This window comes from Pseudomonas sp. LBUM1664, assembly GCF_059695895.1.
This window is the reverse complement of sequence record NZ_CP166791.1, coordinates 6,360,364-6,382,770: the sequence shown is the minus strand read 5'-3', so window position 1 is coordinate 6,382,770 and position 22,407 is coordinate 6,360,364. Positions and strand designations below refer to the sequence as shown.

The 22,407-nt window shown below is 57.9% G+C and carries 21 protein-coding genes; 20 read left to right on the top strand and 1 reads right to left on the bottom strand.

Annotation, left to right across the window (positions count from 1 at the left end; all coding sequences use genetic code 11):
* From rsmG to ACA047_RS29445, 19 genes are all read left to right on the top strand, one after another.
* Positions 1-636 (top strand): 16S rRNA (guanine(527)-N(7))-methyltransferase RsmG, encoded by a 636-nt coding sequence (gene rsmG, locus ACA047_RS29535; RefSeq protein WP_497360590.1) that lies wholly within the window; start codon positions 1-3, stop codon positions 634-636.
* A gap of 18 nt (positions 637-654) precedes the next feature.
* Entirely contained in the window at positions 655-1,452 is a 798-nt protein-coding gene (locus ACA047_RS29530) for a ParA family protein (RefSeq protein ID WP_212798266.1), read from the top strand.
* 9 nt (positions 1,453-1,461) lie between these two features.
* Entirely contained in the window at positions 1,462-2,334 is an 873-nt protein-coding gene (locus ACA047_RS29525; protein ID WP_497355516.1) for a ParB/RepB/Spo0J family partition protein, read from the top strand.
* Positions 2,335-2,482: 148 nt separating this feature from the next.
* Positions 2,483-2,890: a F0F1 ATP synthase subunit I gene (locus ACA047_RS29520; RefSeq protein ID WP_497355514.1), complete on the top strand. Its 408-nt coding sequence runs from the start codon at positions 2,483-2,485 to the stop codon at positions 2,888-2,890.
* A 16-nt stretch (positions 2,891-2,906) separates the two neighbouring features.
* Positions 2,907-3,776: a F0F1 ATP synthase subunit A gene (gene atpB / locus ACA047_RS29515; protein ID WP_497355512.1), complete on the top strand. Its 870-nt coding sequence runs from the start codon at positions 2,907-2,909 to the stop codon at positions 3,774-3,776.
* Between the two features lie 131 nt (positions 3,777-3,907).
* Complete coding sequence (atpE, locus tag ACA047_RS29510; RefSeq protein WP_003097235.1) at positions 3,908-4,165, top strand: F0F1 ATP synthase subunit C; 258 nt, start codon at positions 3,908-3,910, stop codon at positions 4,163-4,165.
* Between the two features lie 58 nt (positions 4,166-4,223).
* Positions 4,224-4,694 (top strand): F0F1 ATP synthase subunit B, encoded by a 471-nt coding sequence (locus tag ACA047_RS29505; RefSeq protein WP_122567679.1) that lies wholly within the window; start codon positions 4,224-4,226, stop codon positions 4,692-4,694.
* Positions 4,695-4,706: 12 nt separating this feature from the next.
* On the top strand, positions 4,707-5,243 hold the full coding sequence (locus tag ACA047_RS29500) for a F0F1 ATP synthase subunit delta (RefSeq protein ID WP_497355509.1): 537 nt from the start codon (positions 4,707-4,709) through the stop codon (positions 5,241-5,243).
* 21 nt (positions 5,244-5,264) lie between these two features.
* Entirely contained in the window at positions 5,265-6,809 is a 1,545-nt protein-coding gene (atpA, locus tag ACA047_RS29495; RefSeq protein ID WP_420230943.1) for a F0F1 ATP synthase subunit alpha, read from the top strand.
* Between the two features lie 50 nt (positions 6,810-6,859).
* Positions 6,860-7,720, top strand: a complete 861-nt coding sequence (atpG, locus tag ACA047_RS29490) for a F0F1 ATP synthase subunit gamma (RefSeq protein ID WP_092399613.1) — start codon at positions 6,860-6,862, stop codon at positions 7,718-7,720.
* 27 nt (positions 7,721-7,747) lie between these two features.
* Positions 7,748-9,127 (top strand): F0F1 ATP synthase subunit beta, encoded by a 1,380-nt coding sequence (gene atpD, locus ACA047_RS29485; RefSeq protein ID WP_497355506.1) that lies wholly within the window; start codon positions 7,748-7,750, stop codon positions 9,125-9,127.
* 45 nt (positions 9,128-9,172) lie between these two features.
* A complete protein-coding gene (locus tag ACA047_RS29480) occupies positions 9,173-9,598 on the top strand; it encodes a F0F1 ATP synthase subunit epsilon (protein WP_497355504.1) in 426 nt (141 codons plus the stop codon).
* 115 nt (positions 9,599-9,713) lie between these two features.
* The gene (glmU, locus tag ACA047_RS29475; RefSeq protein WP_497355502.1) at positions 9,714-11,081 is read left to right on the top strand and encodes a bifunctional UDP-N-acetylglucosamine diphosphorylase/glucosamine-1-phosphate N-acetyltransferase GlmU; all 1,368 of its coding nucleotides are present in this window, start codon (positions 9,714-9,716) and stop codon (positions 11,079-11,081) included.
* 114 nt (positions 11,082-11,195) lie between these two features.
* Positions 11,196-11,972: a DeoR/GlpR family DNA-binding transcription regulator gene (locus ACA047_RS29470; RefSeq protein WP_497355500.1), complete on the top strand. Its 777-nt coding sequence runs from the start codon at positions 11,196-11,198 to the stop codon at positions 11,970-11,972.
* A gap of 1 nt (position 11,973) precedes the next feature.
* Positions 11,974-13,806 carry a glutamine--fructose-6-phosphate transaminase (isomerizing) gene (glmS, locus tag ACA047_RS29465; protein ID WP_497355498.1) on the top strand — a complete coding sequence of 611 codons (1,833 nt, stop codon included), beginning with the start codon at positions 11,974-11,976 and terminating at the stop codon, positions 13,804-13,806.
* A gap of 595 nt (positions 13,807-14,401) precedes the next feature.
* On the top strand, positions 14,402-15,268 hold the full coding sequence (locus tag ACA047_RS29460) for an alpha/beta fold hydrolase (RefSeq protein WP_497355496.1): 867 nt from the start codon (positions 14,402-14,404) through the stop codon (positions 15,266-15,268).
* 46 nt (positions 15,269-15,314) lie between these two features.
* Positions 15,315-16,430 carry an efflux RND transporter periplasmic adaptor subunit gene (locus ACA047_RS29455; protein ID WP_497360588.1) on the top strand — a complete coding sequence of 372 codons (1,116 nt, stop codon included), beginning with the start codon at positions 15,315-15,317 and terminating at the stop codon, positions 16,428-16,430.
* Positions 16,427-17,506: an efflux RND transporter periplasmic adaptor subunit gene (locus ACA047_RS29450; protein ID WP_497355494.1), complete on the top strand. Its 1,080-nt coding sequence runs from the start codon at positions 16,427-16,429 to the stop codon at positions 17,504-17,506. The genes ACA047_RS29455 and ACA047_RS29450 overlap by 4 nt, the downstream gene beginning before the upstream one ends.
* The gene (locus ACA047_RS29445; protein WP_497355492.1) at positions 17,503-20,544 is read left to right on the top strand and encodes an efflux RND transporter permease subunit; all 3,042 of its coding nucleotides are present in this window, start codon (positions 17,503-17,505) and stop codon (positions 20,542-20,544) included. Before ACA047_RS29450 ends, ACA047_RS29445 begins: the two co-directional genes overlap by 4 nt.
* 6 nt (positions 20,545-20,550) lie before the next feature.
* On the opposite strand, the gene ACA047_RS29440 is transcribed toward ACA047_RS29445, so the two are convergent.
* Positions 20,551-21,450 (bottom strand): EamA family transporter, encoded by a 900-nt coding sequence (locus ACA047_RS29440; protein ID WP_497355490.1) that lies wholly within the window; start codon positions 21,448-21,450, stop codon positions 20,551-20,553.
* A gap of 139 nt (positions 21,451-21,589) precedes the next feature.
* Between ACA047_RS29440 and ACA047_RS29435 the strand changes: the two genes are divergently transcribed.
* The gene (locus ACA047_RS29435) at positions 21,590-22,387 is read left to right on the top strand and encodes an AraC family transcriptional regulator (protein WP_497355488.1); all 798 of its coding nucleotides are present in this window, start codon (positions 21,590-21,592) and stop codon (positions 22,385-22,387) included.
* Positions 22,388-22,407: the final 20 nt, after the last annotated feature.

Sequence of the window (22,407 nt, the reverse complement as noted above, 5' to 3'; positions counted from 1 at the left end):
ATGGTCACCTCGCAACACGCCGAAGAGTTATCCACAGGTGCCCGTCAGCTAGGCGTCAGCCTGACCGAAGCCCAGCACGCGCAATTGCTGGGTTATCTGGCGTTGTTGATCAAATGGAACAAGGCTTACAACCTGACCGCCGTACGTGATCCGGATGAAATGGTCTCCCGCCATCTGCTCGACAGCCTCAGTGTCATGTCCTTCATCGAAAACGGCCGCTGGCTCGATGTCGGCAGCGGCGGTGGCATGCCCGGAATCCCGCTGGCGATCTTGTTTGCGGACTCGCAAGTGACCTGCCTGGACAGCAATGGCAAGAAAACCCGCTTCCTGACCCAGGTCAAACTCGAACTCAAACTGGATAACCTCCAAGTTATCCACAGCCGCGTCGAAGCGTTCCAGCCTGCCCAGCCATTCAACGGGATCATTTCCCGGGCGTTCAGCAGCATGGAGAATTTCAGCAACTGGACTCGCCACTTGGGTGATGCCGATACGCGCTGGCTGGCAATGAAGGGCGTTCATCCGGCCGATGAGCTGGTAGCATTGCCGGCAGACTTCCACCTCGATAGCGAACACGCCCTGGCCGTACCCGGTTGCCAAGGCCAACGCCATCTGCTGATACTGCGCCGCACGGCATGATTGGGAACACAAGCAAGAATGGCTAAGGTATTCGCGATAGCGAACCAGAAGGGTGGTGTGGGTAAAACCACCACCTGCATCAACCTCGCAGCATCCCTGGTCGCGACCAAGCGTCGGGTGCTGTTGATCGATCTCGATCCACAGGGCAACGCCACCATGGGTAGCGGTGTGGATAAACACGGCCTGGAAAACTCCATCTACGACGTACTGATCGGTGAATGCGATCTGGGTCAGGCCATGCACTTCTCTGAACACGGCGGTTATCAGCTGCTGCCGGCCAACCGTGATCTGACGGCGGCCGAAGTGGTTCTGCTGGAAATGCAGATGAAGGAAAGCCGTCTGCGCAGCGCGTTGGCGCCGATTCGTGAAAACTACGATTACATCCTGATTGACTGCCCGCCGTCGCTGTCGATGCTGACGCTCAACGCTTTGGTGGCCGCCGATGGGGTCATTATCCCCATGCAGTGCGAGTACTTCGCCCTCGAAGGGTTGAGCGACCTTGTGGATAACATCAAGCGCATCGCCGAGCTGCTGAACCCGCAACTGAAAGTCGAAGGCCTGCTGCGGACCATGTACGACCCGCGCCTGAGCCTGATGAATGACGTATCGGCCCAGCTCAAGGAACACTTTGGTGAGCAGCTCTACGACACGGTCATTCCGCGTAACATCCGCTTGGCCGAAGCGCCGAGCTACGGCATGCCGGCCCTGGCCTACGACAAACAATCGCGTGGTGCGCTGGCCTACCTGGCCCTGGCGGGCGAGATGGTTCGCCGTCAGCGCCGTAACCCACGCACCGCTGCAGCCCAGCCAACTTAAGGAAACCCCATGGCCGTCAAGAAACGAGGTCTCGGACGTGGACTGGACGCACTGCTCAGCGGTCCTACTGTCAGCTCGCTGGAAGAGCAGGCCGTACAGGTCGATCAGCGCGAGCTGCAACATCTGCCGCTGGACCTGATCCAGCGTGGCAAATATCAGCCACGCCGGGACATGGACCCGCAGGCGCTGGAAGAACTGGCCCAGTCGATCAAGAGCCAGGGCGTGATGCAGCCGATCGTGGTACGTCCGATCGCCAACGGGCGTTTTGAGATCATCGCCGGCGAACGCCGCTGGCGCGCGAGCCAGCAGGCCGGCCAGGAAACCATTCCGGCGATGGTCCGCGATGTGCCGGATGAAACCGCCATCGCCATGGCGCTGATCGAGAACATCCAGCGCGAAGACCTCAACCCAATCGAAGAAGCGGTGGCCCTGCAACGTTTGCAGCAGGAGTTCCAGCTGACTCAGCAACAGGTTGCCGAGGCGGTGGGCAAGTCCCGCGTGACCGTGGCCAACCTGTTGCGGCTGATTGCGTTGCCGGAAGTGATCAAGACCATGCTGTCCCATGGCGATCTGGAAATGGGTCATGCCCGGGCATTGCTCGGTTTGCCGGAAAATCAACAGGTTGAAGGGGCGCGACACGTTGTCGCACGCGGTCTCACCGTGCGCCAAACCGAGGCGCTGGTGCGTCAGTGGCTGAGCGGTAAACCGGCACCTGTCGAAGCTCCCAAACCCGATCCGGATATCGCTCGCCTGGAACAACGCCTGGCCGAGCGGCTAGGCTCTGCGGTGCAGATTCGCCACGGGAAGAAGGGCAAGGGGCAATTGGTGATCGGTTATAACTCTCTCGATGAGCTGCAAGGTGTCCTTGCGCACATCCGCTGAAACAATTGCGCTTGTAGCGCGCAGTCGGAAATCACTACCTGACAGTTGAATAGGGGCAGAACCGCCCCTATACTCTGCGCGCATTTTGTCGGCACAAATTATGCCAAGTTATTGAATTTAGGCAGCCGACCACTGGAGAGCAAAAGCGATGGAAACACGCACGCCAAACCGCTTGCCGTTTCATCGCCTGGCTGTTTTCCCGGTACTGATGGCTCAGTTCGTCGTTGTACTGATCGCCACATTGGCGCTCTGGCAATGGAAAGGAGTCGTCGCCGGATACTCGGGGCTTTGCGGAGGCCTGATAGCCTTGCTTCCCAATATTTATTTCGCTCACAGGGCATTTCGGTTTTCCGGCGCCCGAGCAGCCCAAGCCATCGTCCGGTCTTTTTATGCCGGCGAGGCGGGGAAACTGATTTTGACGGCAGTGCTGTTTGCATTGACGTTCGCAGGTGTGAAGCCACTGGCGCCGCTGGCTGTATTCAGCGTCTTCGTGCTGACCCAACTGGTTAGCTGGTTCGCTCCCCTGCTAATGAGAACAAGACTTTCGAGACCTTAGGGCGTTTGAGGCAACCATGGCAGAGACAACCGCTTCGGGCTATATCCAGCACCACTTGCAGAACCTGACCTTCGGTCAGCTACCCAACGGCGGCTGGGGCTTTGCTCACACCGCAGCAGAAGCCAAAGAAATGGGCTTCTGGGCTTTCCACGTCGATACCCTCGGCTGGTCGGTTGCGTTGGGTCTGATCTTCGTTCTTCTTTTCCGCATGGCGGCAAAGAAGGCGACTTCCGGTCAGCCTGGTGCACTGCAGAACTTCGTTGAAGTACTGGTCGAATTCGTCGATGGCAGCGTGAAAGACAGCTTCCATGGCCGAAGCCCGGTGATCGCACCGCTGGCACTGACCATCTTCGTCTGGGTGTTCCTGATGAATGCCGTCGACCTGATACCGGTCGACTGGATTCCTCAACTGGCCATCCTGATCTCCGGTGACCACCACATCCCGTTCCGCGCCGTGTCGACTACCGACCCGAACGCGACCCTGGGCATGGCGCTCTCGGTTTTCGCGCTGATCATTTTCTATAGCATCAAGGTCAAGGGCATCGGCGGCTTCATCGGCGAACTGACCCTGCACCCGTTCGGCAGCAAGAACATCCTGGTTCAGGCTCTGCTGATCCCGGTGAACTTCCTGCTGGAATTCGTGACCCTGATCGCCAAACCAATTTCTCTGGCCCTGCGGCTGTTCGGCAACATGTATGCCGGCGAGCTGGTGTTCATCCTGATCGCAGTGATGTTCGGCAGCGGCCTGCTCTGGCTCAGCGGCCTGGGTGTAGTTCTGCAGTGGGCGTGGGCTGTATTCCACATCCTGATCATCACCCTGCAGGCGTTCATCTTCATGATGCTGACCATCGTCTACCTGTCGATGGCGCACGAAGAAAACCATTAAGGCCAGTCTCGACTAGTCTGATGTCCTTCCCGGTCAAACGGGAAGGGGCCCGACCAGGGCGTAGAAACGATTTGTTTTACCGCTTTAATCTAAAAAACCTAAACCATACGACGTAAAAGTCGGGAGGAAAGATGGAAACTGTAGTTGGTCTAACCGCTATCGCTGTTGCACTGTTGATCGGCCTGGGCGCACTGGGTACCGCAATTGGTTTCGGCCTGCTGGGCGGCAAATTCCTGGAAGGCGCTGCGCGTCAGCCAGAAATGGTTCCAATGCTGCAAGTTAAAATGTTCATCGTTGCCGGTCTGCTCGACGCCGTCACCATGATCGGTGTTGGTATCGCTCTGTTCTTCACCTTTGCGAACCCGTTCGTTGGTCAAATCGCTGGCTAATTACTCGGATGTTTCGAGTAGATTGGTGTGATGGACAACGTAACTGCGAGGTGTTGGCGTGAACATTAATGCGACCCTGATTGGCCAGTCCGTTGCGTTCCTGATTTTTGTACTGTTCTGCATGAAGTTCGTATGGCCTCCGGTCATTGCGGCATTGCACGAACGTCAAAAGAAGATCGCTGATGGTCTGGACGCTGCCAGCCGTGCAGCTCGCGACCTGGAGTTGGCCCATGAAAAAGTGGGTCAGCAACTGCGCGAAGCGAAAGCTCAGGCAGCTGAAATCATCGAGCAAGCCAAGAAACGCGGTACCCAGATTGTCGACGAAGCCCGTGAACAGGCTCGCGTCGAAGCTGACCGTGTGAAGGCTCAAGCTCAAGCCGAGATCGAACAGGAACTGAACAGTGTCAAAGACGCGCTGCGTGCCCAAGTGGGTAGCCTGGCCGTTGGCGGTGCTTCGAAGATCCTGGGTGCCACAATCGATCAAAACGCGCACGCAGAGCTGGTTAACCGACTGGCTGCTGAAATCTAAGCGAGGGCGATCATGGCAGAACTGACCACGTTGGCCCGACCTTACGCTAAGGCGGCCTTCGAGCACGCTCAGGCCCACCAGCAACTGGCCAATTGGTCAGCCATGCTCGGCCTGGCAGCAGCGGTGTCGAAAGATGACACCATGCAGCGCGTGCTCAAGGCCCCGCGACTGACGAGCGCAGAAAAGGCCGCCACGTTCATTGACGTGTGCGGCGACAAGTTCGATGCCAAGGCACAGAATTTCATTCACGTCGTTGCCGAAAACGACCGTCTCCCGCTTCTGCCGGAGATCGCCGCTCTTTTCGACCTGTACAAGGCCGAGCAAGAGAAATCGGTAGACGTGGAAGTGACCAGTGCTTTTGCATTGAACCAAGAACAGCAAGACAAACTCGCCAAGGTTCTCAGTGCACGACTCAACCGGGAAGTGCGCCTGCAAGTCGAGGAAGACAAGTCCCTTATAGGGGGCGTTGTAATCCGCGCCGGCGACCTGGTTATCGATGGCTCGATTCGCGGCAAACTCGCGAAACTTGCCGAAGCATTGAAATCTTGAGTTTGAAGGGGCAGCAGAGCAATGCAGCAACTCAATCCTTCCGAAATAAGTGAAATTATCAAGGGCCGCATCGACAAGCTCGATGTGACCTCCCAAGCCCGTAACGAAGGCACTGTCGTCAGCGTATCTGACGGCATCGTGCGGATTCACGGTCTGGCCGACGTCATGTACGGCGAGATGATCGAGTTTCCGGGCGGCGTCTACGGTATGGCCCTCAACCTGGAGCAAGACTCTGTAGGTGCCGTTGTATTGGGCGCCTACCAGTCGCTGGCCGAAGGCATGAGCGCCAAGTGCACCGGCCGCATCCTCGAGGTTCCAGTTGGTAAGGAACTGCTGGGTCGCGTAGTCGACGCACTGGGTAACCCTGTTGACGGCAAAGGTCCGCTGAACAACACCGAGACCGACGCGGTCGAGAAAGTTGCTCCAGGCGTGATCTGGCGTAAGTCGGTAGACCAGCCTGTACAGACTGGCTACAAGGCTGTCGATGCCATGATCCCTGTCGGCCGTGGCCAGCGTGAGCTGATCATCGGTGACCGTCAGATCGGTAAAACCGCTCTGGCGATCGACGCGATCATCAACCAGAAAAACAGCGGCATTTTCTGCGTCTACGTGGCAATTGGTCAGAAACAATCGACCATCGCCAACGTGGTTCGCAAGCTGGAAGAAAACGGCGCCCTGGCCAACACGATTATCGTGGCTGCCAGTGCTTCGGAATCTCCTGCGCTGCAGTTCCTGGCACCGTACTCCGGTTGCACCATGGGCGAATACTTCCGCGACCGCGGTGAAGACGCACTGATCGTTTATGACGATCTGTCCAAGCAAGCAGTGGCCTACCGCCAGATTTCCCTGCTGCTGCGCCGTCCACCAGGCCGTGAAGCTTACCCAGGCGACGTGTTCTATCTCCACTCCCGTCTGCTGGAGCGTGCATCCCGCGTCTCCGAAGAGTACGTTGAGAAGTTCACCAACGGCGCAGTGACCGGCAAAACCGGTTCCCTGACCGCACTGCCGATCATCGAAACCCAGGCTGGCGACGTTTCCGCGTTCGTTCCGACCAACGTGATTTCCATCACCGACGGTCAGATCTTCCTGGAATCGGCCATGTTTAACTCCGGGATCCGTCCTGCTGTTAACGCCGGTGTTTCGGTATCCCGTGTGGGTGGTGCCGCTCAGACCAAGATCATCAAGAAGCTCTCCGGTGGTATCCGTACCGCTCTGGCTCAGTACCGTGAACTGGCGGCATTCGCCCAATTCGCGTCTGACCTGGACGAAGCGACCCGTAAGCAACTTGAGCATGGTCAGCGCGTTACCGAGCTGATGAAGCAGAAGCAATACGCCCCGATGTCGATCGCTGACATGGCGTTGTCGCTGTATGCCGCTGAACGTGGGTTCCTGACTGACGTCGAAATCGCCAAGGTCGGCAGCTTTGAACAAGCGCTGATTGCTTACTTCAACCGCGATCACGCCGATTTGATGGCCAAGATCAACGTGAAGGGTGACTTCAATGACGAAATCGACGCTGGCATGAAAGCCGGTATCGAGAAGTTCAAGGCCACCCAAACCTGGTAAGCCGCAGCGGGAGTCGCAAGGCTCCCGCTTGCTAACCTGATAGGTGTTACATGGCAGGCGCAAAAGAGATTCGCAGTAAGATTGCGAGCATCAAAAGCACGCAAAAGATTACCAGCGCCATGGAAAAAGTGGCGGTCAGCAAAATGCGCAAGGCACAAATGCGCATGGCTGCTAGCCGTCCTTATGCGGAGCGCATCCGCCAGGTGATTGGTCATTTGGCCAACGCTAACCCGGAATATCGCCACCCGTTCATGATCGAACGCGCCATCAAGCGCGTCGGTTACGTTGTGGTGAGCAGTGACCGTGGTCTGTGCGGTGGCTTGAACACCAACCTGTTCAAGGCCCTGGTCAAGGACATGGCGGTAAACCGCGAACAAGGCGTCGAGATCGATCTGTGCGTGATTGGTAGCAAGGGTGCGGCTTTCTTCCGCAACTTCGGCGGTAACGTCGTCGCTGCTATCAGCCACCTGGGTGAAGAGCCGTCGATCAATGATCTGATCGGCAGCGTCAAGGTGATGCTGGATGCTTACCTGGAAGGCCGGATCGACCGCCTGTCCGTGGTATCCAACAAGTTCATCAACACCATGACTCAACAGCCAACCGTGGAGCAATTGATCCCACTGGTGGCGACCCCGGAACAGGAACTCAAGCACCACTGGGACTATCTCTACGAACCGGATGCCAAGGAGCTGCTTGACGGCTTGATGGTCCGCTACGTGGAGTCGCAGGTGTACCAGGCGGTGGTCGAGAACAACGCAGCTGAACAAGCGGCGCGGATGATCGCGATGAAGAACGCTACCGACAACGCCGGTGATTTGATCAGCGATTTGCAGCTGATCTACAACAAGGCGCGTCAGGCTGCGATCACCCAAGAGATCTCGGAAATCGTCGGCGGCGCTGCCGCGGTTTAACGGTTCAAATATTCAGAGGATCCAGCTATGAGTAGCGGACGTATCGTTCAAATCATCGGCGCCGTTATCGACGTGGAATTTCCACGCGACAGCGTACCGAGCATCTACAACGCTTTGAAAGTACAAAGCGATGCAGGCACCACTCTGGAAGTTCAGCAGCAGCTGGGCGACGGCGTGGTTCGTACCATTGCAATGGGTTCCACCGAGGGCTTGAAGCGCGGTCTGGGTGTTCTGGACACTGGCGCTGCCATCTCCGTACCGGTCGGTAAAGCGACCCTGGGCCGGATCATGGACGTACTGGGCAACCCGATCGACGAAGCTGGCCCGATCGATACCGAAGAGCGCTGGGGCATTCACCGTCCTGCGCCATCCTTCGCTGAACAGGCAGGCGGCAACGACCTGCTGGAAACCGGCATCAAGGTTATCGACCTGGTTTGCCCGTTCGCCAAGGGCGGTAAAGTCGGTCTGTTCGGTGGTGCCGGTGTAGGCAAGACCGTAAACATGATGGAACTGATCCGTAACATCGCCATCGAGCACAGCGGTTATTCCGTGTTCGCCGGTGTGGGTGAGCGTACTCGTGAGGGTAACGACTTCTACCACGAGATGAAGGATTCCAACGTTCTGGACAAAGTGGCACTGGTTTACGGTCAGATGAACGAGCCGCCGGGAAACCGTCTGCGCGTAGCCCTGACCGGCCTGACCATGGCCGAGAAGTTCCGTGACGAAGGTAACGACGTTCTGCTGTTCGTCGACAACATCTACCGTTACACCCTGGCCGGTACTGAAGTATCCGCACTGCTGGGCCGTATGCCTTCGGCAGTAGGTTACCAGCCGACCCTGGCTGAAGAGATGGGCGTGCTGCAAGAGCGCATCACTTCGACCAAGGAAGGTTCGATCACCTCGATCCAGGCGGTATACGTACCGGCGGACGACTTGACCGACCCGTCGCCAGCGACCACCTTCGCCCACTTGGACGCCACCGTCGTTCTGTCCCGTGACATCGCTTCCCTGGGTATTTACCCAGCGGTAGACCCACTGGACTCGACTTCGCGTCAGCTGGACCCGAACGTGATCGGCCAGGAGCACTACGACACCGCTCGCGGCGTTCAGTACGTGCTGCAGCGCTACAAAGAGCTGAAGGACATCATTGCGATCCTGGGTATGGACGAACTGTCGGAAGCCGACAAGCAGTTGGTATCCCGCGCTCGTAAGATCCAGCGCTTCTTGTCGCAGCCGTTCTTCGTGGCTGAAGTCTTCACCGGTGCTTCGGGTAAATACGTTTCCCTGAAAGACACCATTGCTGGCTTCAAAGGCATCCTCAACGGTGACTACGACCACCTGCCAGAACAAGCGTTCTACATGGTCGGCGGCATCGAAGAAGCGATCGAGAAAGCCAAGAAACTGTAATCCCGGCGCCCGGCAACGGGCGCTAATTTAGGTTGAGGCAATCAGATGGCTATGACAGTCCATTGCGATATCGTCAGTGCGGAAGGGGAAATCTTCTCCGGCCTGGTCGAGATGGTGATTGCGCATGGTGAGCTGGGTGATCTTGGTATCGCTCTGGGTCACGCACCGCTGATCACTAATCTGAAACCAGGTCCGATCCGCTTGATCAAGCAGGGCGGGGAAGCCGAGGTGTATTACATCTCCGGTGGTTTCCTCGAGGTTCAGCCGAACATGGTCAAGGTCCTTGCCGACACCGTGCAACGTGCTGCCGACCTGGACGAAGCCTCCGCTCAGGAAGCCGTCAAGGCTGCCGAGAAGGCCCTGAACGAAAAAGGCGCAGACTTCGACTACGGTTCTGCTGCTGCACGTCTGGCCGAGGCCGCAGCCCAGCTGCGCACCGTCCAGCAGATCCGCAAGAAGTTCGGCGGCTAAGCCGTCTGCTTTCTGTGTGATTGATTAAAAAGGGTAGCCTCGGCTACCCTTTTTTCTTTTTCCGACATTCATCATCTGGTCGCAGCCGCTGACCACCCAGGATTGGTAGCCAGTCATGTCTCTTGAAATCGTTATCCTCGCGGCGGGTCAAGGCACTCGCATGCGTTCGGCGCTGCCGAAGGTATTGCACCCGATCGCCGGCAATTCCATGCTTGGCCATGTTATCCACAGCGCCCGCCAGCTCGATCCACAGCGCATTCACGTGGTGATCGGCCACGGCGCCGAAGCGGTACGTGAGCGTTTGGCAGCCGATGACCTGAATTTCGTCCTGCAGGATAAACAACTGGGGACCGGCCATGCGGTGGCCCAGGCCGTGCCGTTCATTAGCGCCGATACGGTGCTGATTCTCTACGGTGACGTGCCGCTGATTGAAGTCGACACCTTGCAGCGCCTGCTCAAGCATGTCGCACCGCAGCAGCTGGGGCTGTTGACCGTCGAGTTGGATGATCCCACCGGTTATGGCCGCATCGTACGCAGCGCCGACGGCCAGGTGAGCGCCATCGTTGAGCAAAAGGACGCCAACGAAGCCCAGCGCGCCATCACCGAGGGCAACACCGGGATTCTTGCCGTGCCGGCTGAGCACCTGGATGACTGGATGAGCCGCTTGTCGAACAACAACGCCCAAGGTGAGTACTACCTCACCGATGTGATTGCCATGGCGGTCAATGACGGGTTGGTGGTCGCCACCGAGCAGCCACTGGACGCAATGGAAGTGCAAGGTGCCAACGATCGCCGGCAACTGGCTGAACTGGAGCGCCACTATCAATTGCGCGCCGCTCGGCGCCTGATGGCCCAAGGCGTGACCCTACGCGATCCTGCCCGTTTCGACGTGCGGGGTGAAGTCAGCGTGGGCCGCGACGTGGTCATCGACATCAATGTCATCCTCGAAGGCAAGGTCGTTATCGAAGATGACGTGGTCATCGGCCCGAACTGCGTGATCAAGGACAGCACCCTGCGCAAGGGTGTGGTCATCAAGGCCAACAGTCACCTCGAAGGTGCGGTAATGGGCGAAGGCAGCGACGCCGGACCGTTTGCCCGCCTGCGTCCCGGTACCGTGCTGGAAGCCCGCGCCCATGTGGGTAACTTCGTCGAGCTCAAAAACGCTCGCATGGGCGAGGGTGCCAAGGCCGGTCATCTGACCTACCTGGGTGACGCTGAAATCGGAGCCCGTACCAACATTGGCGCGGGGACCATCACCTGCAACTACGACGGCGCCAATAAGTATCAGACGACCATCGGTGAAGACGTGTTCATCGGCTCCAACAACTCGCTGGTTGCACCGGTGACCATCGGTGATGGTTCAAACACGGCAGCAGGTTCAACCATTAATCAGAATGTGGATAAGTCCCAACTGGCTGTGGCTCGAGCGCGTCAGCGCAATATCGACGGCTGGAAGCGACCGGAGAAGATCAAGAAGAGTTGAGTTATCCACAGGGGCGCCTGTGGATTTCTGAATTTTTCTTCTCTCGACTTGACGATATGGCTTCAATAGGTTTTGATTGCTTACGTTATCTTTCGAATCGAAACTTATACCGCTATGTCGAAGCGTAATACACCACAACGTCGTCACAACATCCTTGCCTTGCTACAGGAGCAGGGCGAGGTCAGTGTGGACGCGCTGGCCAAGCGTTTCGAAACCTCGGAAGTTACGATTCGCAAGGATCTCGCCGCCCTGGAAAGTAATGGCCTGCTGCTGCGTCGTTACGGTGGCGCGGTCTCGATGCCGCAGGAGTTGGTGGTCGATAATGGGCAAGCCGTCTCCAAATACAAACAAGCCATTGCTGGGGCTGCGGTGAAGCGGATCCGCGAGCATGCGCGAATCATCATCGACAGCGGCAGCACCACCGCCGCCATGATTCCCCAACTCGGTTTGCAGCCGGGGCTGGTGGTGATGACCAATTCCCTGCATGTGGCCAACGCCCTGAGTGAACTGGAACATGAGCCGGTGCTGTTGATGACCGGTGGCACGTGGGACCCTCATTCCGAGTCGTTCCAGGGCCAGGTTGCCGAACAGGTCCTGCGTTCCTACGATTTCGACCAGTTGTTTATCGGTGCCGACGGCATCGATCTGGTCCGTGGTACCACCACCTTCAACGAACTGCTGGGCCTGAGCCGTGTAATGGCTGAGGTCGCCCGCGAAGTGGTCGTGATGGTGGAGGCTGACAAGATCGGCCGAAAAATCCCCAATCTGGAACTGCCGTGGAGCAGCGTCCATACCCTCATTACCGATGATCGCCTGCCCGTAGAGGCCCGCGATCAGATTCAGGCCCGCGGCATCAATTTGATCTGCGCGTCTGTCAGCCAGGAGAAATAGCATGTGTGGAATTGTCGGCGCGGTTGCTGAACGCAACATCACTGCAATCTTGCTCGAAGGCCTCAAGCGCCTGGAATATCGCGGCTATGACAGCGCCGGCGTGGCGGTCTTTACCCACAATGAAAAGCTTGAACGCATGCGTCGCCCGGGCAAGGTCAGTGAACTGGAACAGGCGCTGGACGCCGAACCGCTGATCGGTCGCCTGGGCATTGCCCACACCCGCTGGGCTACCCACGGTGCGCCGTGCGAGCGTAACGCCCATCCACACTTCTCCGGCGACCTGGCGGTGGTGCACAACGGCATCATCGAAAACCACGAAGCCTTGCGTGAACAACTTACGGCGCTTGGTTATGTGTTCACCTCGGAAACCGACACCGAAGTCATCGCGCATCTGCTCAATCACAAGCTCAAGGAACTGTCGGACCTGACCGGGGCCCTCAAGGCGACCGTCAAGGAACTGCATGGCGCCTATGGCCTGGCGGTGATCAGCGCGAAACAACCGGACCGCCTGGTGGCGGCCCGCAGCGGTAGCCCGTTGGTGATTGGCTTGGGCCTTGGGGAAAACTTCCTGGCTTCCGACCAGTTGGCGCTGCGCCAGGTCACCGACCGCTTCGCGTACCTGGAAGAAGGCGATATCGCCGAAATTCGCCGCGACAGCGTGCAAATCTGGGACATCAATGGCAAATCTGTGGTGCGCGAAACCGTCCAGTACCGCGACGGGGCCGAAGCCGCCGACAAGGGCGAGTTCCGTCACTTCATGCTCAAGGAAATCCACGAACAACCGGCCGTGGTGCAACGTACCCTGGAAGGGCGCATGAGCCAGAGCCAGGTGTTGGTCCAAGCGTTCGGTCCACAGGCAGCCGAGCTGTTCGCCAAGGTTCGCAACGTACAGATCGTCGCCTGCGGCACCAGTTATCACGCGGGGATGGTGGCTCGTTATTGGCTCGAAGAACTGGCCGGCATTCCGTGCCAGGTCGAAGTGGCCAGCGAGTTCCGCTACCGCAAAGTGGTGGTACAACCCGACACCCTGTTCGTCACCATTTCCCAGTCTGGCGAAACCGCCGACACCCTGGCAGCGCTGCGTAATGCCAAAGAGTTGGGTTTCCTCGCCAGCCTGGCGATCTGCAACGTTGGCATCAGCTCGCTGGTGCGTGAATCCGACCTGACCCTGCTGACCCAGGCTGGCCGTGAGATCGGTGTGGCTTCGACCAAGGCCTTCACCACGCAGTTGGTGGGTCTGTTGTTGTTGACCCTGTCGTTGGGCCAGGTGCGCGGTACGCTGGGTGAGGGCGTCGAGGCAAAACTGGTGGAAGAGCTGCGTCGCCTGCCGACCCGTTTGGGTGAGGCCTTGGCGATGGACAGCACGGTGGAAAAAATCGCCGAACTGTTCGCCGAGAAAAACCACACCCTGTTCCTGGGCCGTGGCGCGCAATTCCCGGTAGCGATGGAGGGCGCCTTGAAGCTCAAGGAGATTTCCTACATCCACGCCGAAGCCTATCCGGCCGGTGAGCTCAAGCACGGCCCGCTGGCCCTGGTGGACAACGATATGCCGGTGGTCACCGTGGCGCCGAACAACGAACTGCTGGAAAAGCTCAAGTCCAACCTGCAGGAAGTACGCGCCCGTGGCGGCCAGTTGATTGTCTTTGCCGACGAACAGGCCGGAATGACCAATGGCGAAGGTACTCACGTAGTCCATATGCCGCACATCCACGACATCCTGTCGCCGATTCTCTACACCATCCCGCTGCAACTGCTGTCGTACTACGTCGCCGTGCTCAAGGGCACCGATGTCGACCAGCCGCGTAACCTGGCGAAGTCCGTGACAGTGGAGTGAGTTAGGCGTTTTTCAAGGTTGGTGCTGCTGCTCCCGATCAGGGTTCAGCAGCACAGCTCCCCTCTAGTCTCCCCGTTACTCACCCGCAGCCAGCCGCTTGATGGCGTGCTACCCAATGCATGCCTCTTGCTCAGCTAGACCATCGACCGCAAAGACGTCAAGCGTCTAATGTGCCCTTGTTCGCATATCTGGAACCTGGATTCAGAAAAGTTCCCGGCTACTTTGTATCAAAAAGTTTCTATGCTGATTCGATTCAGCCTTTCTCCTGGTTGGGCAAATTTCGCGGAAGAACCCGAGTGTTTCGGGTTTTTTCCGCGATGTTGTTAAGAACGTTTCTCAAGACGTTTCGCGGTTTTTTACGCAAAAATAGCCGAACAAGCCATTTTGTCAAAACCATGACGCCAAATAGATGTCGTTTTTTTCATCACCTTGAGATAAGAATAGTTAACGCGATACAGGTTTATCGCTGCCTACCCAAAAATAAATAATAAAACTCAACGGATTTCGCCACTCACTCGGCGAGGCTTAAGGCACGGCTGCCAAAGCAGAGGCGCAGTAATAATCTTATTGTTATTAAGTTAGCTAGGAGGCTGTCATGGGAGCGAAAACGCAGGTTTTAGAGGTCGCCGAGTTCAAGATTTACACCGAAACTTACTGGAAAAGTAACACCGCCAAGACCGTTCTACTGGTCAACGGTGCGCTGTCGACAACCCGTTCTTTTGGGCAGACCGTTAAATATCTACAACCGCACTACAACCTGGTGCTGTTTGATCTGCCGTTTTCGGGCCAGTCGCGTCCACACAACCCGGGCGAGACGATTATCAGCAAGGAGGATGAGGTAAGAATCCTCCTTCATCTAATTAATTTGTTTAAAATCAATTACTTATTATCAGTGTCGTGGGGCGGTGTCTCAGCGTTGCTGGCGTTGTCCGAGTCGCCTGCGTCCGTGGAGAGGGCGGTCGTCAGCTCTTTTTCGCCGGTGCTCAACGGGCCGATGCTCGACTACATCGACAAGGCCCAGCTGTATCTGGCCACGCGCGAGAAGCGCAAGATTGGCGCGTTGCTCAACGATACCGTCGGCAAGTACTTGCCTCGACTGTTCAAACTGTACAACTACAAGCATTTGATTAGTCTGGCGGAACATGAATATGGTCAGATTGATTTCCATATCAACCAGATCCGCAAGCTTAATGCCAGTAACTATGTGGACCGTTTCTCCTCGATCAAGATTCCTGTGCTGTTCGTCAACGGTGAGAAAGATGAGTACACCACCGTTGAAGATGCCCGCAGTTTCGCCGCTTACATCACCCACAGCAGTTTTAATGTTGTTCCGGATACCGGGCATTTCCTTGATCTGGAGAGCAAGGCCGCGTGGCTGAACTCGAAGAAAAACGTGCTGGCGTTTTTGGGCACGCAGGAAGAGGTAGTCAAACGGGATGCCGAGGCGATGGCTTGGAGCTGATTTGATGGGGCAGTGGAATTCTCGTCATGACTATTCTGGTAAATCGCTGTCGGCTGTTTGTGGCTCCCGGCTGACGCTGTGGTGCAGCCTTTTGCTGCTCAGCGCATGCTCTGCCGATAAATCTGCGGAAAAAGCCTTGGTGCGCGTCGCGGTGCAGCAAGTGATGTCGGCCGAGGTGATGACCCAGGTGGTGCTGACGGGCGATATCCGGGCGCGTAAGGTCACCGATCAGGCCTTCCGGGTGTCAGGCAAGTTGGTTGCGCGCCAGGTTGACGTGGGCGATCACGTGCGGGCCGGGCAAGTGCTCGCCAGGCTGGATCCGCGTGAGCAGCAAACCGAACTGGAGTCGGCCAACGCCGAAGTGGCAGCGCGCGAGTCACGGTTGTCGCTGGCGCAGGCCAACTATCAACGCCAGCAAATCCTGCTGCCCAAGGGCTACACCAATCTCAGCGAGCACCAAAAGGCGCACGCGGCACTGCAGAGTGCTCTCGGTGATTTGACCGCGCTCAAGGCGCAACAGGCCAGCGCTCGCGACCGACTGGGTTATACCGAACTGCTCGCAGTGGCCGACGGCGTTATTACGGCGCGGCATGCCGAGGAAGGCCAGGTGGTGCAGGCGTCCACACCGGTGTTCAGCGTGGCCCATGACGGACAGCGTGAAGCGGTTTTCGCCGCCTATGAAGCGTTGCTCGACGCCGACCCGTTAGGACGCCTGGTCCAGGTGCGTACCCTGAGCACTCCAGACATTGAGTTGCCCGGCAAGATTCGTGAGGTCACGCCCATCGTGTCGTCCATCAGCGGCACGCAACTGGTGCGGGTAACGCTGCCAGAGTCGGCCTCGACCCTTGCGCTTGGCACGGTGGTCAGTGCGCAGCTCGATTTGCAAGCCCGTAAAGCATTCACCTTGCCTTGGTCGGCACTGACTCGTGTGCAAGGGCAGCCAGCCGTCTGGTTGCTGGATGATCAGGCTCGGGTCAGGCTGGCGCGGGTTCAGGTGCTGCGCTATGAACAGGGGCAGGTGCTGATTGCATCCGGGTTGTCCGATGGTGACCTGGTGGTTTCCAAAGGCCTGCAGTTCTTGCATCCGGGACAAGCGGTTGCGGTCGCCGAACGCACGTCCCAGACGAGCGCCGTTGCACTGGCGACAGTGCCGAAACCATGAGCGTGCGGGCTCGGCTTGGGCTGTTTTGCATGCTGTTGATGCTACCTTCGGGCTGTCGTGACAAACCGCTTCCCGAAGTGCGCGAGCGACCGGTGCTGTTCACCGAAATCACCGGCACTCGGCAGGATTTGCGCGGGCGTTTTGCCGGCAGCATTGAACCACGCGACGAGGCCGCCTTGAGCTTTCGTGTCGCGGGGCGAGTCGCAACCCGGCAGGCCGAGACCGGTCAGTGGGTTCGTCAGGGTGAACTGCTGGCGACGCTCGAACCCAGCGATCAACGGTATCAAGTGCATACCCGTGAGGCAGAGTTGAACAGGGCTTTAGCCTCGTGGAAACAGTTACGCGATGAGCAGCAGCGTTATCGGCAGTTGATCGAGCGGGGTGTCGGTGCCCAGGCGCAGCTGGATCAGATCAGCAGTGACATGCGAGTTCAGGAGGTGATGCTTGGTCAGGCACGTCTTGCGCTGCAGCAAGCCAATGACCAACTTTCCTACACCCGCCTGTTGGCCGAGTTCGAAGGTGTGGTGACCGATTGGCAAGCTGAAGTCGGCCAGGTAGTCGCCGCAGGGCACGCGGTGGTCAGCCTTGCTCGCCCGCAAAGCCGCGAGGCGGTGGTGGATTTGCCGGTAGAGCTGGCGGCCACGCTGGATGCCAACCTGCAGATCAAAGTGTTTGACGCACTCGACGGTCAGTCATTCGTGATGGCCCAGGTACGCCAATTATCGCCGCAGGTAGACGCGACAACCCGCACCCGCCGCGTGCGCCTGAGCTTATCGCCGCTGCTTGAAAGCTTTCGCATCGGTTCGACGGTCAACGTTGAGGTCAGCAGCGCCACGGCCTCGTTTCGCGAGCTTCCCGGCAGCGCGGTGTTCGAGCGTGACGGGCGGCTGCAGGTGTGGGTGATCGATCCGCAGACCTCGACCGTGAGCGAGCGTGCGGTGCAGGTTTTGGCGCGCCACGGGACGTTGGTGCGGGTGAGTGGGCAATTACAGGGTGGTGAAAAAGTGGTGATCGCCGGGGTCAATGGCCTGAAAACGGGGCAGAGAGTTCGCCTGCAACCTGAGGTCAGTCTGTGAGGGAGCGCTTCAACCTTTCTGCCTGGGGGCTCAGGCATCGCACGCTGGTCTGGTACATGATGTTCGTCGCTTTGTTGATGGGCAGTGGGTCTTTCATGAATCTGGGCCGCGAAGAAGATCCTTCGTTTGCCATCAAGACCATGGTGATTCAGGCTCGGTGGCCCGGCGCGACCTTGCCGCAGACCTTGCAGCAAGTCACCGATCGCCTGGAAAAGAAGCTTGAAGAGATCGACGCGCTGGACTATGTGAAGAGTTATACGCTGGCCGGTGAGTCGACGCTGTTCGTGTTCCTCAAGAGTGAAACCCGCAGCGCAGATATCCCGCAAGCCTGGTATGAGGTGCGCAAGAAAATCTCCGATATTCGCGCCGATTTACCCAGCGGTGTCCAGGGGCCGGCTTTCAACGATGAGTTTGGCGATGTGTTCGGCAGCATTTATGCGTTTACCGCCGATGGCCTTTCGATGCGCCAGTTACGCGACTATGTCGAGCAGGTCCGGGCGGACATCCGCAGTGTGCCGAACCTGGGCAAGGTCGAGTTGCTGGGCGCGCAGCGTGAGGTGATCTACCTGAATTTTTCCATGCGCAAACTGGCGGCGCTGGGCATCGATCAGCGTCAGGTCATCGAAAGCCTGCAAGCCCAGAATGCCGTGACGCCCGCCGGGGTGATCGAAGCGGGGCCGGAGCGGATTGCGCTGCGCATCAGCGGCCAGTTCAACGATGAGCGCGACTTGCAAACGGTCAATCTGCGCTTGGGTGAGCGCTTCTTTCGGCTCAGTGATCTGGCGACGGTCGAGCGTCGTTATGCCGATCCGCCCGGTTCGCTGTTCCGTTTCAACGGCCAGCCAGCGATTGGCCTGGCGGTGGCAATGAAGCAAGGCGGCAACATCCAGGACTTCGGTACGCGCTTGCAGCAGCGGATCAATGAACTGACCACCGAGTTGCCATTGGGCATCGACGTGCAGTTGGTGTCCAGTCAGGCCGACGTGGTCGAAAAAGCCATCGGCGGTTTTACCCGAGCCTTGTTTGAAGCGATTCTGATCGTGCTGGTGGTGAGTTTCATCAGTCTCGGGGTGCGCGCCGGGCTGGTGGTGGCCTGCTCGATCCCGTTGGTTCTGGCGCTGGTGTTCGTGTTCATGGAGTACAGCGGCATCACCATGCAGCGTATTTCCCTCGGCGCGTTGATTATTGCCTTGGGTCTGTTGGTGGACGACGCGATGATCACCGTGGAAATGATGGTCACCCGGCTCGAAGGTGGCGACTCCTTGCAGCAGGCTGCAACCTTTGCCTATACCTCGACGGCATTCCCGATGCTGACCGGCACCCTGGTCACGGTGGCTGGCTTTGTGCCCATTGGCCTGAATTCCAGCTCGGCTGGCGAATATGTCTTCACCATGTTTGCCGTGATTGCTGTGGCGTTGCTGCTGTCCTGGCTGGTGGCGGTGTTGTTTGCGCCGCTGATTGGCGTTCACATGCTCAAGCCACCCTCGGCGCACCAACACGTGACCAGTGCCTGGATGTTGCTGTTCCGTCGTTTGCTGTTGCGGGCACTCAGACACCGCTGGTGGGTAATTGGCATTACTGCGTTGATCTTCGTCGGGTCTTTGCTGGCGGCTAAACTGCTGCAAAACCAGTTCTTTCCAGACTCGGATCGCCCGGAAGTGTTGGTCGACATTTATATGCCACAGAACGGCTCCATCGACGGCACGCGCCAGGTCATGGATCGTTTTGAAGCCACGCTCAAGGATGATCCGGACGTGCTGCGCTGGAGCTCTTACGTTGGCAAGGGCGCGGTGCGCTTTTATCTGCCGCTGGATCAGCAACTGAGCAATCCGTTTTATGGCCAATTGGTCATCGTCAGCCGAGGCGGTGCAGGCCGCGATCAATTGATCAGGCGCCTTCGCGAACGCTTTCGCGATGATTTCGTCGGGATTGGCGGCTATGTGCAGCCATTGAACATGGGGCCGCCGGTTGGCTGGCCGGTGCAATACCGCATCAGCGGTCCGGACATCGAACAGGTGCGCAGCCAGGCCATGGCGCTGGCCGCGATCCTGGATGGCAATCCCAATATCGGTCAGGTGATCTACGACTGGAACGAGCCTGGCAAGGTCTTGAAGATTGATATTGCCCAGGACAAGGTTCGCCAGTTCGGGCTGTCATCCGAAGACGTGGCGCAGATTCTCAACAGCCTGGTATCGGGCACGAGCATTACCCAGGTTCGCGATGACACCTACCTGATCGATCTGGTGGCGCGCGCCGAAGTTCAGGAGCGCAGCTCGTTGCAGGCGTTGGACAGCCTGCAAATTCCGATTCCGGGCGGCACCAGTGTGCCGTTGCGGGCCTTCGCCTCGCTCAGCTATGAGCAAGAACAGCCGCTGGTCTGGCGTCGCAACCGGCTGCCGACCATCACCTTGAAGGCCAGTGTCATTGGTCAGTTGCAGCCGGCAGCGTTGGTCAAGCAGTTAAGCCCGCAAGTCGAAGCGTTCAGTGCCGGATTACCGCTGCGTTATGCGGTTGCCACCGGCGGCGCCGTTGAAGCCAGTGCGCGTTCACAAGGGCCGATCCTGAAAGTGGTGCCGCTGATGTTGCTGCTTATGGCGAGCTTTCTGATGATTCAGTTGCACAGCGTGAAAAAGCTCTTGCTGGTGGTCAGCGTGGTCCCGCTGGGTTTCATTGGTGTGGTGGCCGCGCTGTTGTTGACCGGTTATCCGATGGGCTTTGTTGCCTTGCTGGGCGTGCTGGCGCTGATCGGCATCATCATCCGTAACTCGGTGATTCTGGTGACGCAAATCGACGAATTCATGGCCGCAGGGGAGCAAGCCTGGACGGCGGTGGTCAAGGCGACCGAGCACCGGTGTCGGCCCATTTTACTGACCGCCGCAGCGGCAAGCCTGGGCATGATCCCGATTGCCCGGGAAGTGTTTTGGGGGCCGATGGCCTACGCGATGATTGGCGGCATTGCGATGGCCACTGTGCTGACGCTGTTTTTTCTGCCTGCGCTGTACATCGTCTGTTACAGGATCAAGGCTGCGCCTGAATAGACCCGCTCACTCAGGGCGTAACTGCGCCCTGGGTGCGGTATTGATTGGCCCTGGGGACTTACGATAGAGACCGACGGCCAATCCCGTAATGATGATCGCCATCGAGATCAAGTTCGGTGTCGAGATGTGTTCACCGATAATCAGCATCGAACTGCCGATGCCGAATACCGGTATTAGCAACGACAGCGGCGCCACTGTTGAAACGGGATAAAGCTTCAACAGGGAGTTCCATCCCCAATAGGCGAAGTGTGTGGCCAGATAGACCTGGAAAATAATCGATAGCCCAGCCGTCAAGTCGAGACTGCTGTGCAGGTGCTGAAAGGGCGCGACGCCATGCATCAGCCAGGCGATGAAGAAGAGTGGGATGGGGGGAAACAGACTGGCCCAGACCATGAATGAAAAAATCTCTTTAACGCCGGATTTCTTGATTATCACGTTGCCGACGCTCCAGGCGACTGCACTGAGCACAATCAATAGAACGCCAAGTATCGCGTGCTCCCCTTGCTGGGTAAAAATGATACCTGCCAACCCCACCAACGCCAGCAGTGCACCGATAATCTGCGCACCGCGAAGCTTCTCTTTAAACAGTAGCGCCCCCCAACCCATGGTGAAGAACACGCTGAGCTGGATGATCAGCGAAGCAATACCGGGGCTGACGCCGACCTGAATTCCATAATTGATCACGCCCCACATACCCAGCCCGAAAATGAAGCCGTAGGCGGCGACGTAGCTGAACTTGATGGCGGGGCGCTTTATGAAGAACACCCAGGGTATGGCGGCGAGAGCGAAGCGTATTGCGGTTAACACAAAGGGATCGATCGAGCGTAACCCCAGCTTGGTGATTGGAAAGTTCACGCCCCACACCAGGGTAACGAGTATCGCCAGAACCAAATGTTTTTTCTGCATGTCCCTAGCCTTATGTCAGGCGGTATACCGCATTCCACCTGATAACCGTCATTCGAATTGCCCATTTTCGGAACTGATTCTATGGCTCAAAAATTTGGCCTGCTTGCTAAAGCAGGCCTACTTTTGTTAAAAACGGGCCATGTTAGTCAGCCAAACACTGGAACCCTATGAATACGCCAGCCCCGACGCTGTCGTGAACCTGCGTCAGTATTCTTCGGGTACTGTTTTTGCGCGGCACACGCACCGTCGTGGTCAGTTTGCCTACGCCTCGACGGGCGCGTTGAAGATGTTCACCGATATGGGGAATTGGGTTGTCCCGCCTCAAAGAGCGCTTTGGGTTCCCGCAGGCGTGCCGCACGAAATGCACATGCGCGGCGAAGTGATCATGATCAACACTTACCTGGATGAGGCCGCCACCAGCCGCGCTGGTTTGCCCGGGCGTTGCCAGGCTTACGACGTATCTCCATTGCTCAGGCATTTGTTGGAAGCGGCGTTGGCCATCGACCCGAAACAGCCGCCCAATATCCGAAGCCAGTGCGTGCAGACGCTGCTGGTGGATGAAATAGGCGCCATGGCGCAGCTTCCATTGAGTGCGCCGTTGCCTTCAGAACCTCGACTGGCTCTTTCGTGCCATCGCTTCCTTGATGGCCCTTCGCAGAATATTTCCATCAGTGAGATGGCCAGTTGGTCGAACATGAGCCGGCGAACGTTCACGCGAAATTTTCGAGAAGCAACCGGCATGAGCTTTGTCTGCTGGCGACAGCAAGTCTGTCTGCTTGAAGCAACGGCCAGACTTTGCAATGGTCTCTCTATCACCGAAGTGGCTATTGATCTGGGCTATAGCAGTCCCAGCGCATTTACATCGGTATTTCGGCGCAACTTTGGAGATTCACCGGGGCGTTATCTGGCCAAGTCCAAAGGCGCATCAGTGTTCTGAACGATTGTTCAAGGCGCGGA

Bases quoted from the DNA above. Each gene is read 5' to 3' on its own strand.
- rsmG (WP_497360590.1), top strand. From the start codon at position 1: ATGGTCACCTCGCAACACGCCGAAGAGTTATCCACAGGTGCCCGTCAG.
- ACA047_RS29530 (WP_212798266.1), top strand. From the start codon at position 655: ATGGCTAAGGTATTCGCGATAGCGAACCAGAAGGGTGGTGTGGGTAAA.
- ACA047_RS29525 (WP_497355516.1), top strand. From the start codon at position 1,462: ATGGCCGTCAAGAAACGAGGTCTCGGACGTGGACTGGACGCACTGCTC.
- ACA047_RS29520 (WP_497355514.1), top strand. From the start codon at position 2,483: ATGGAAACACGCACGCCAAACCGCTTGCCGTTTCATCGCCTGGCTGTT.
- atpB (WP_497355512.1), top strand. From the start codon at position 2,907: ATGGCAGAGACAACCGCTTCGGGCTATATCCAGCACCACTTGCAGAAC.
- atpE (WP_003097235.1), top strand. From the start codon at position 3,908: ATGGAAACTGTAGTTGGTCTAACCGCTATCGCTGTTGCACTGTTGATC.
- ACA047_RS29500 (WP_497355509.1), top strand. From the start codon at position 4,707: ATGGCAGAACTGACCACGTTGGCCCGACCTTACGCTAAGGCGGCCTTC.
- atpA (WP_420230943.1), top strand. From the start codon at position 5,265: ATGCAGCAACTCAATCCTTCCGAAATAAGTGAAATTATCAAGGGCCGC.
- atpG (WP_092399613.1), top strand. From the start codon at position 6,860: ATGGCAGGCGCAAAAGAGATTCGCAGTAAGATTGCGAGCATCAAAAGC.
- atpD (WP_497355506.1), top strand. From the start codon at position 7,748: ATGAGTAGCGGACGTATCGTTCAAATCATCGGCGCCGTTATCGACGTG.
- ACA047_RS29480 (WP_497355504.1), top strand. From the start codon at position 9,173: ATGGCTATGACAGTCCATTGCGATATCGTCAGTGCGGAAGGGGAAATC.
- glmU (WP_497355502.1), top strand. From the start codon at position 9,714: ATGTCTCTTGAAATCGTTATCCTCGCGGCGGGTCAAGGCACTCGCATG.
- ACA047_RS29470 (WP_497355500.1), top strand. From the start codon at position 11,196: ATGTCGAAGCGTAATACACCACAACGTCGTCACAACATCCTTGCCTTG.
- glmS (WP_497355498.1), top strand. From the start codon at position 11,974: ATGTGTGGAATTGTCGGCGCGGTTGCTGAACGCAACATCACTGCAATC.
- ACA047_RS29460 (WP_497355496.1), top strand. From the start codon at position 14,402: ATGGGAGCGAAAACGCAGGTTTTAGAGGTCGCCGAGTTCAAGATTTAC.
- ACA047_RS29450 (WP_497355494.1), top strand. From the start codon at position 16,427: ATGAGCGTGCGGGCTCGGCTTGGGCTGTTTTGCATGCTGTTGATGCTA.
- ACA047_RS29440 (WP_497355490.1), bottom strand. From the start codon at position 21,450: ATGCAGAAAAAACATTTGGTTCTGGCGATACTCGTTACCCTGGTGTGG.
- ACA047_RS29435 (WP_497355488.1), top strand. From the start codon at position 21,590: ATGTTAGTCAGCCAAACACTGGAACCCTATGAATACGCCAGCCCCGAC.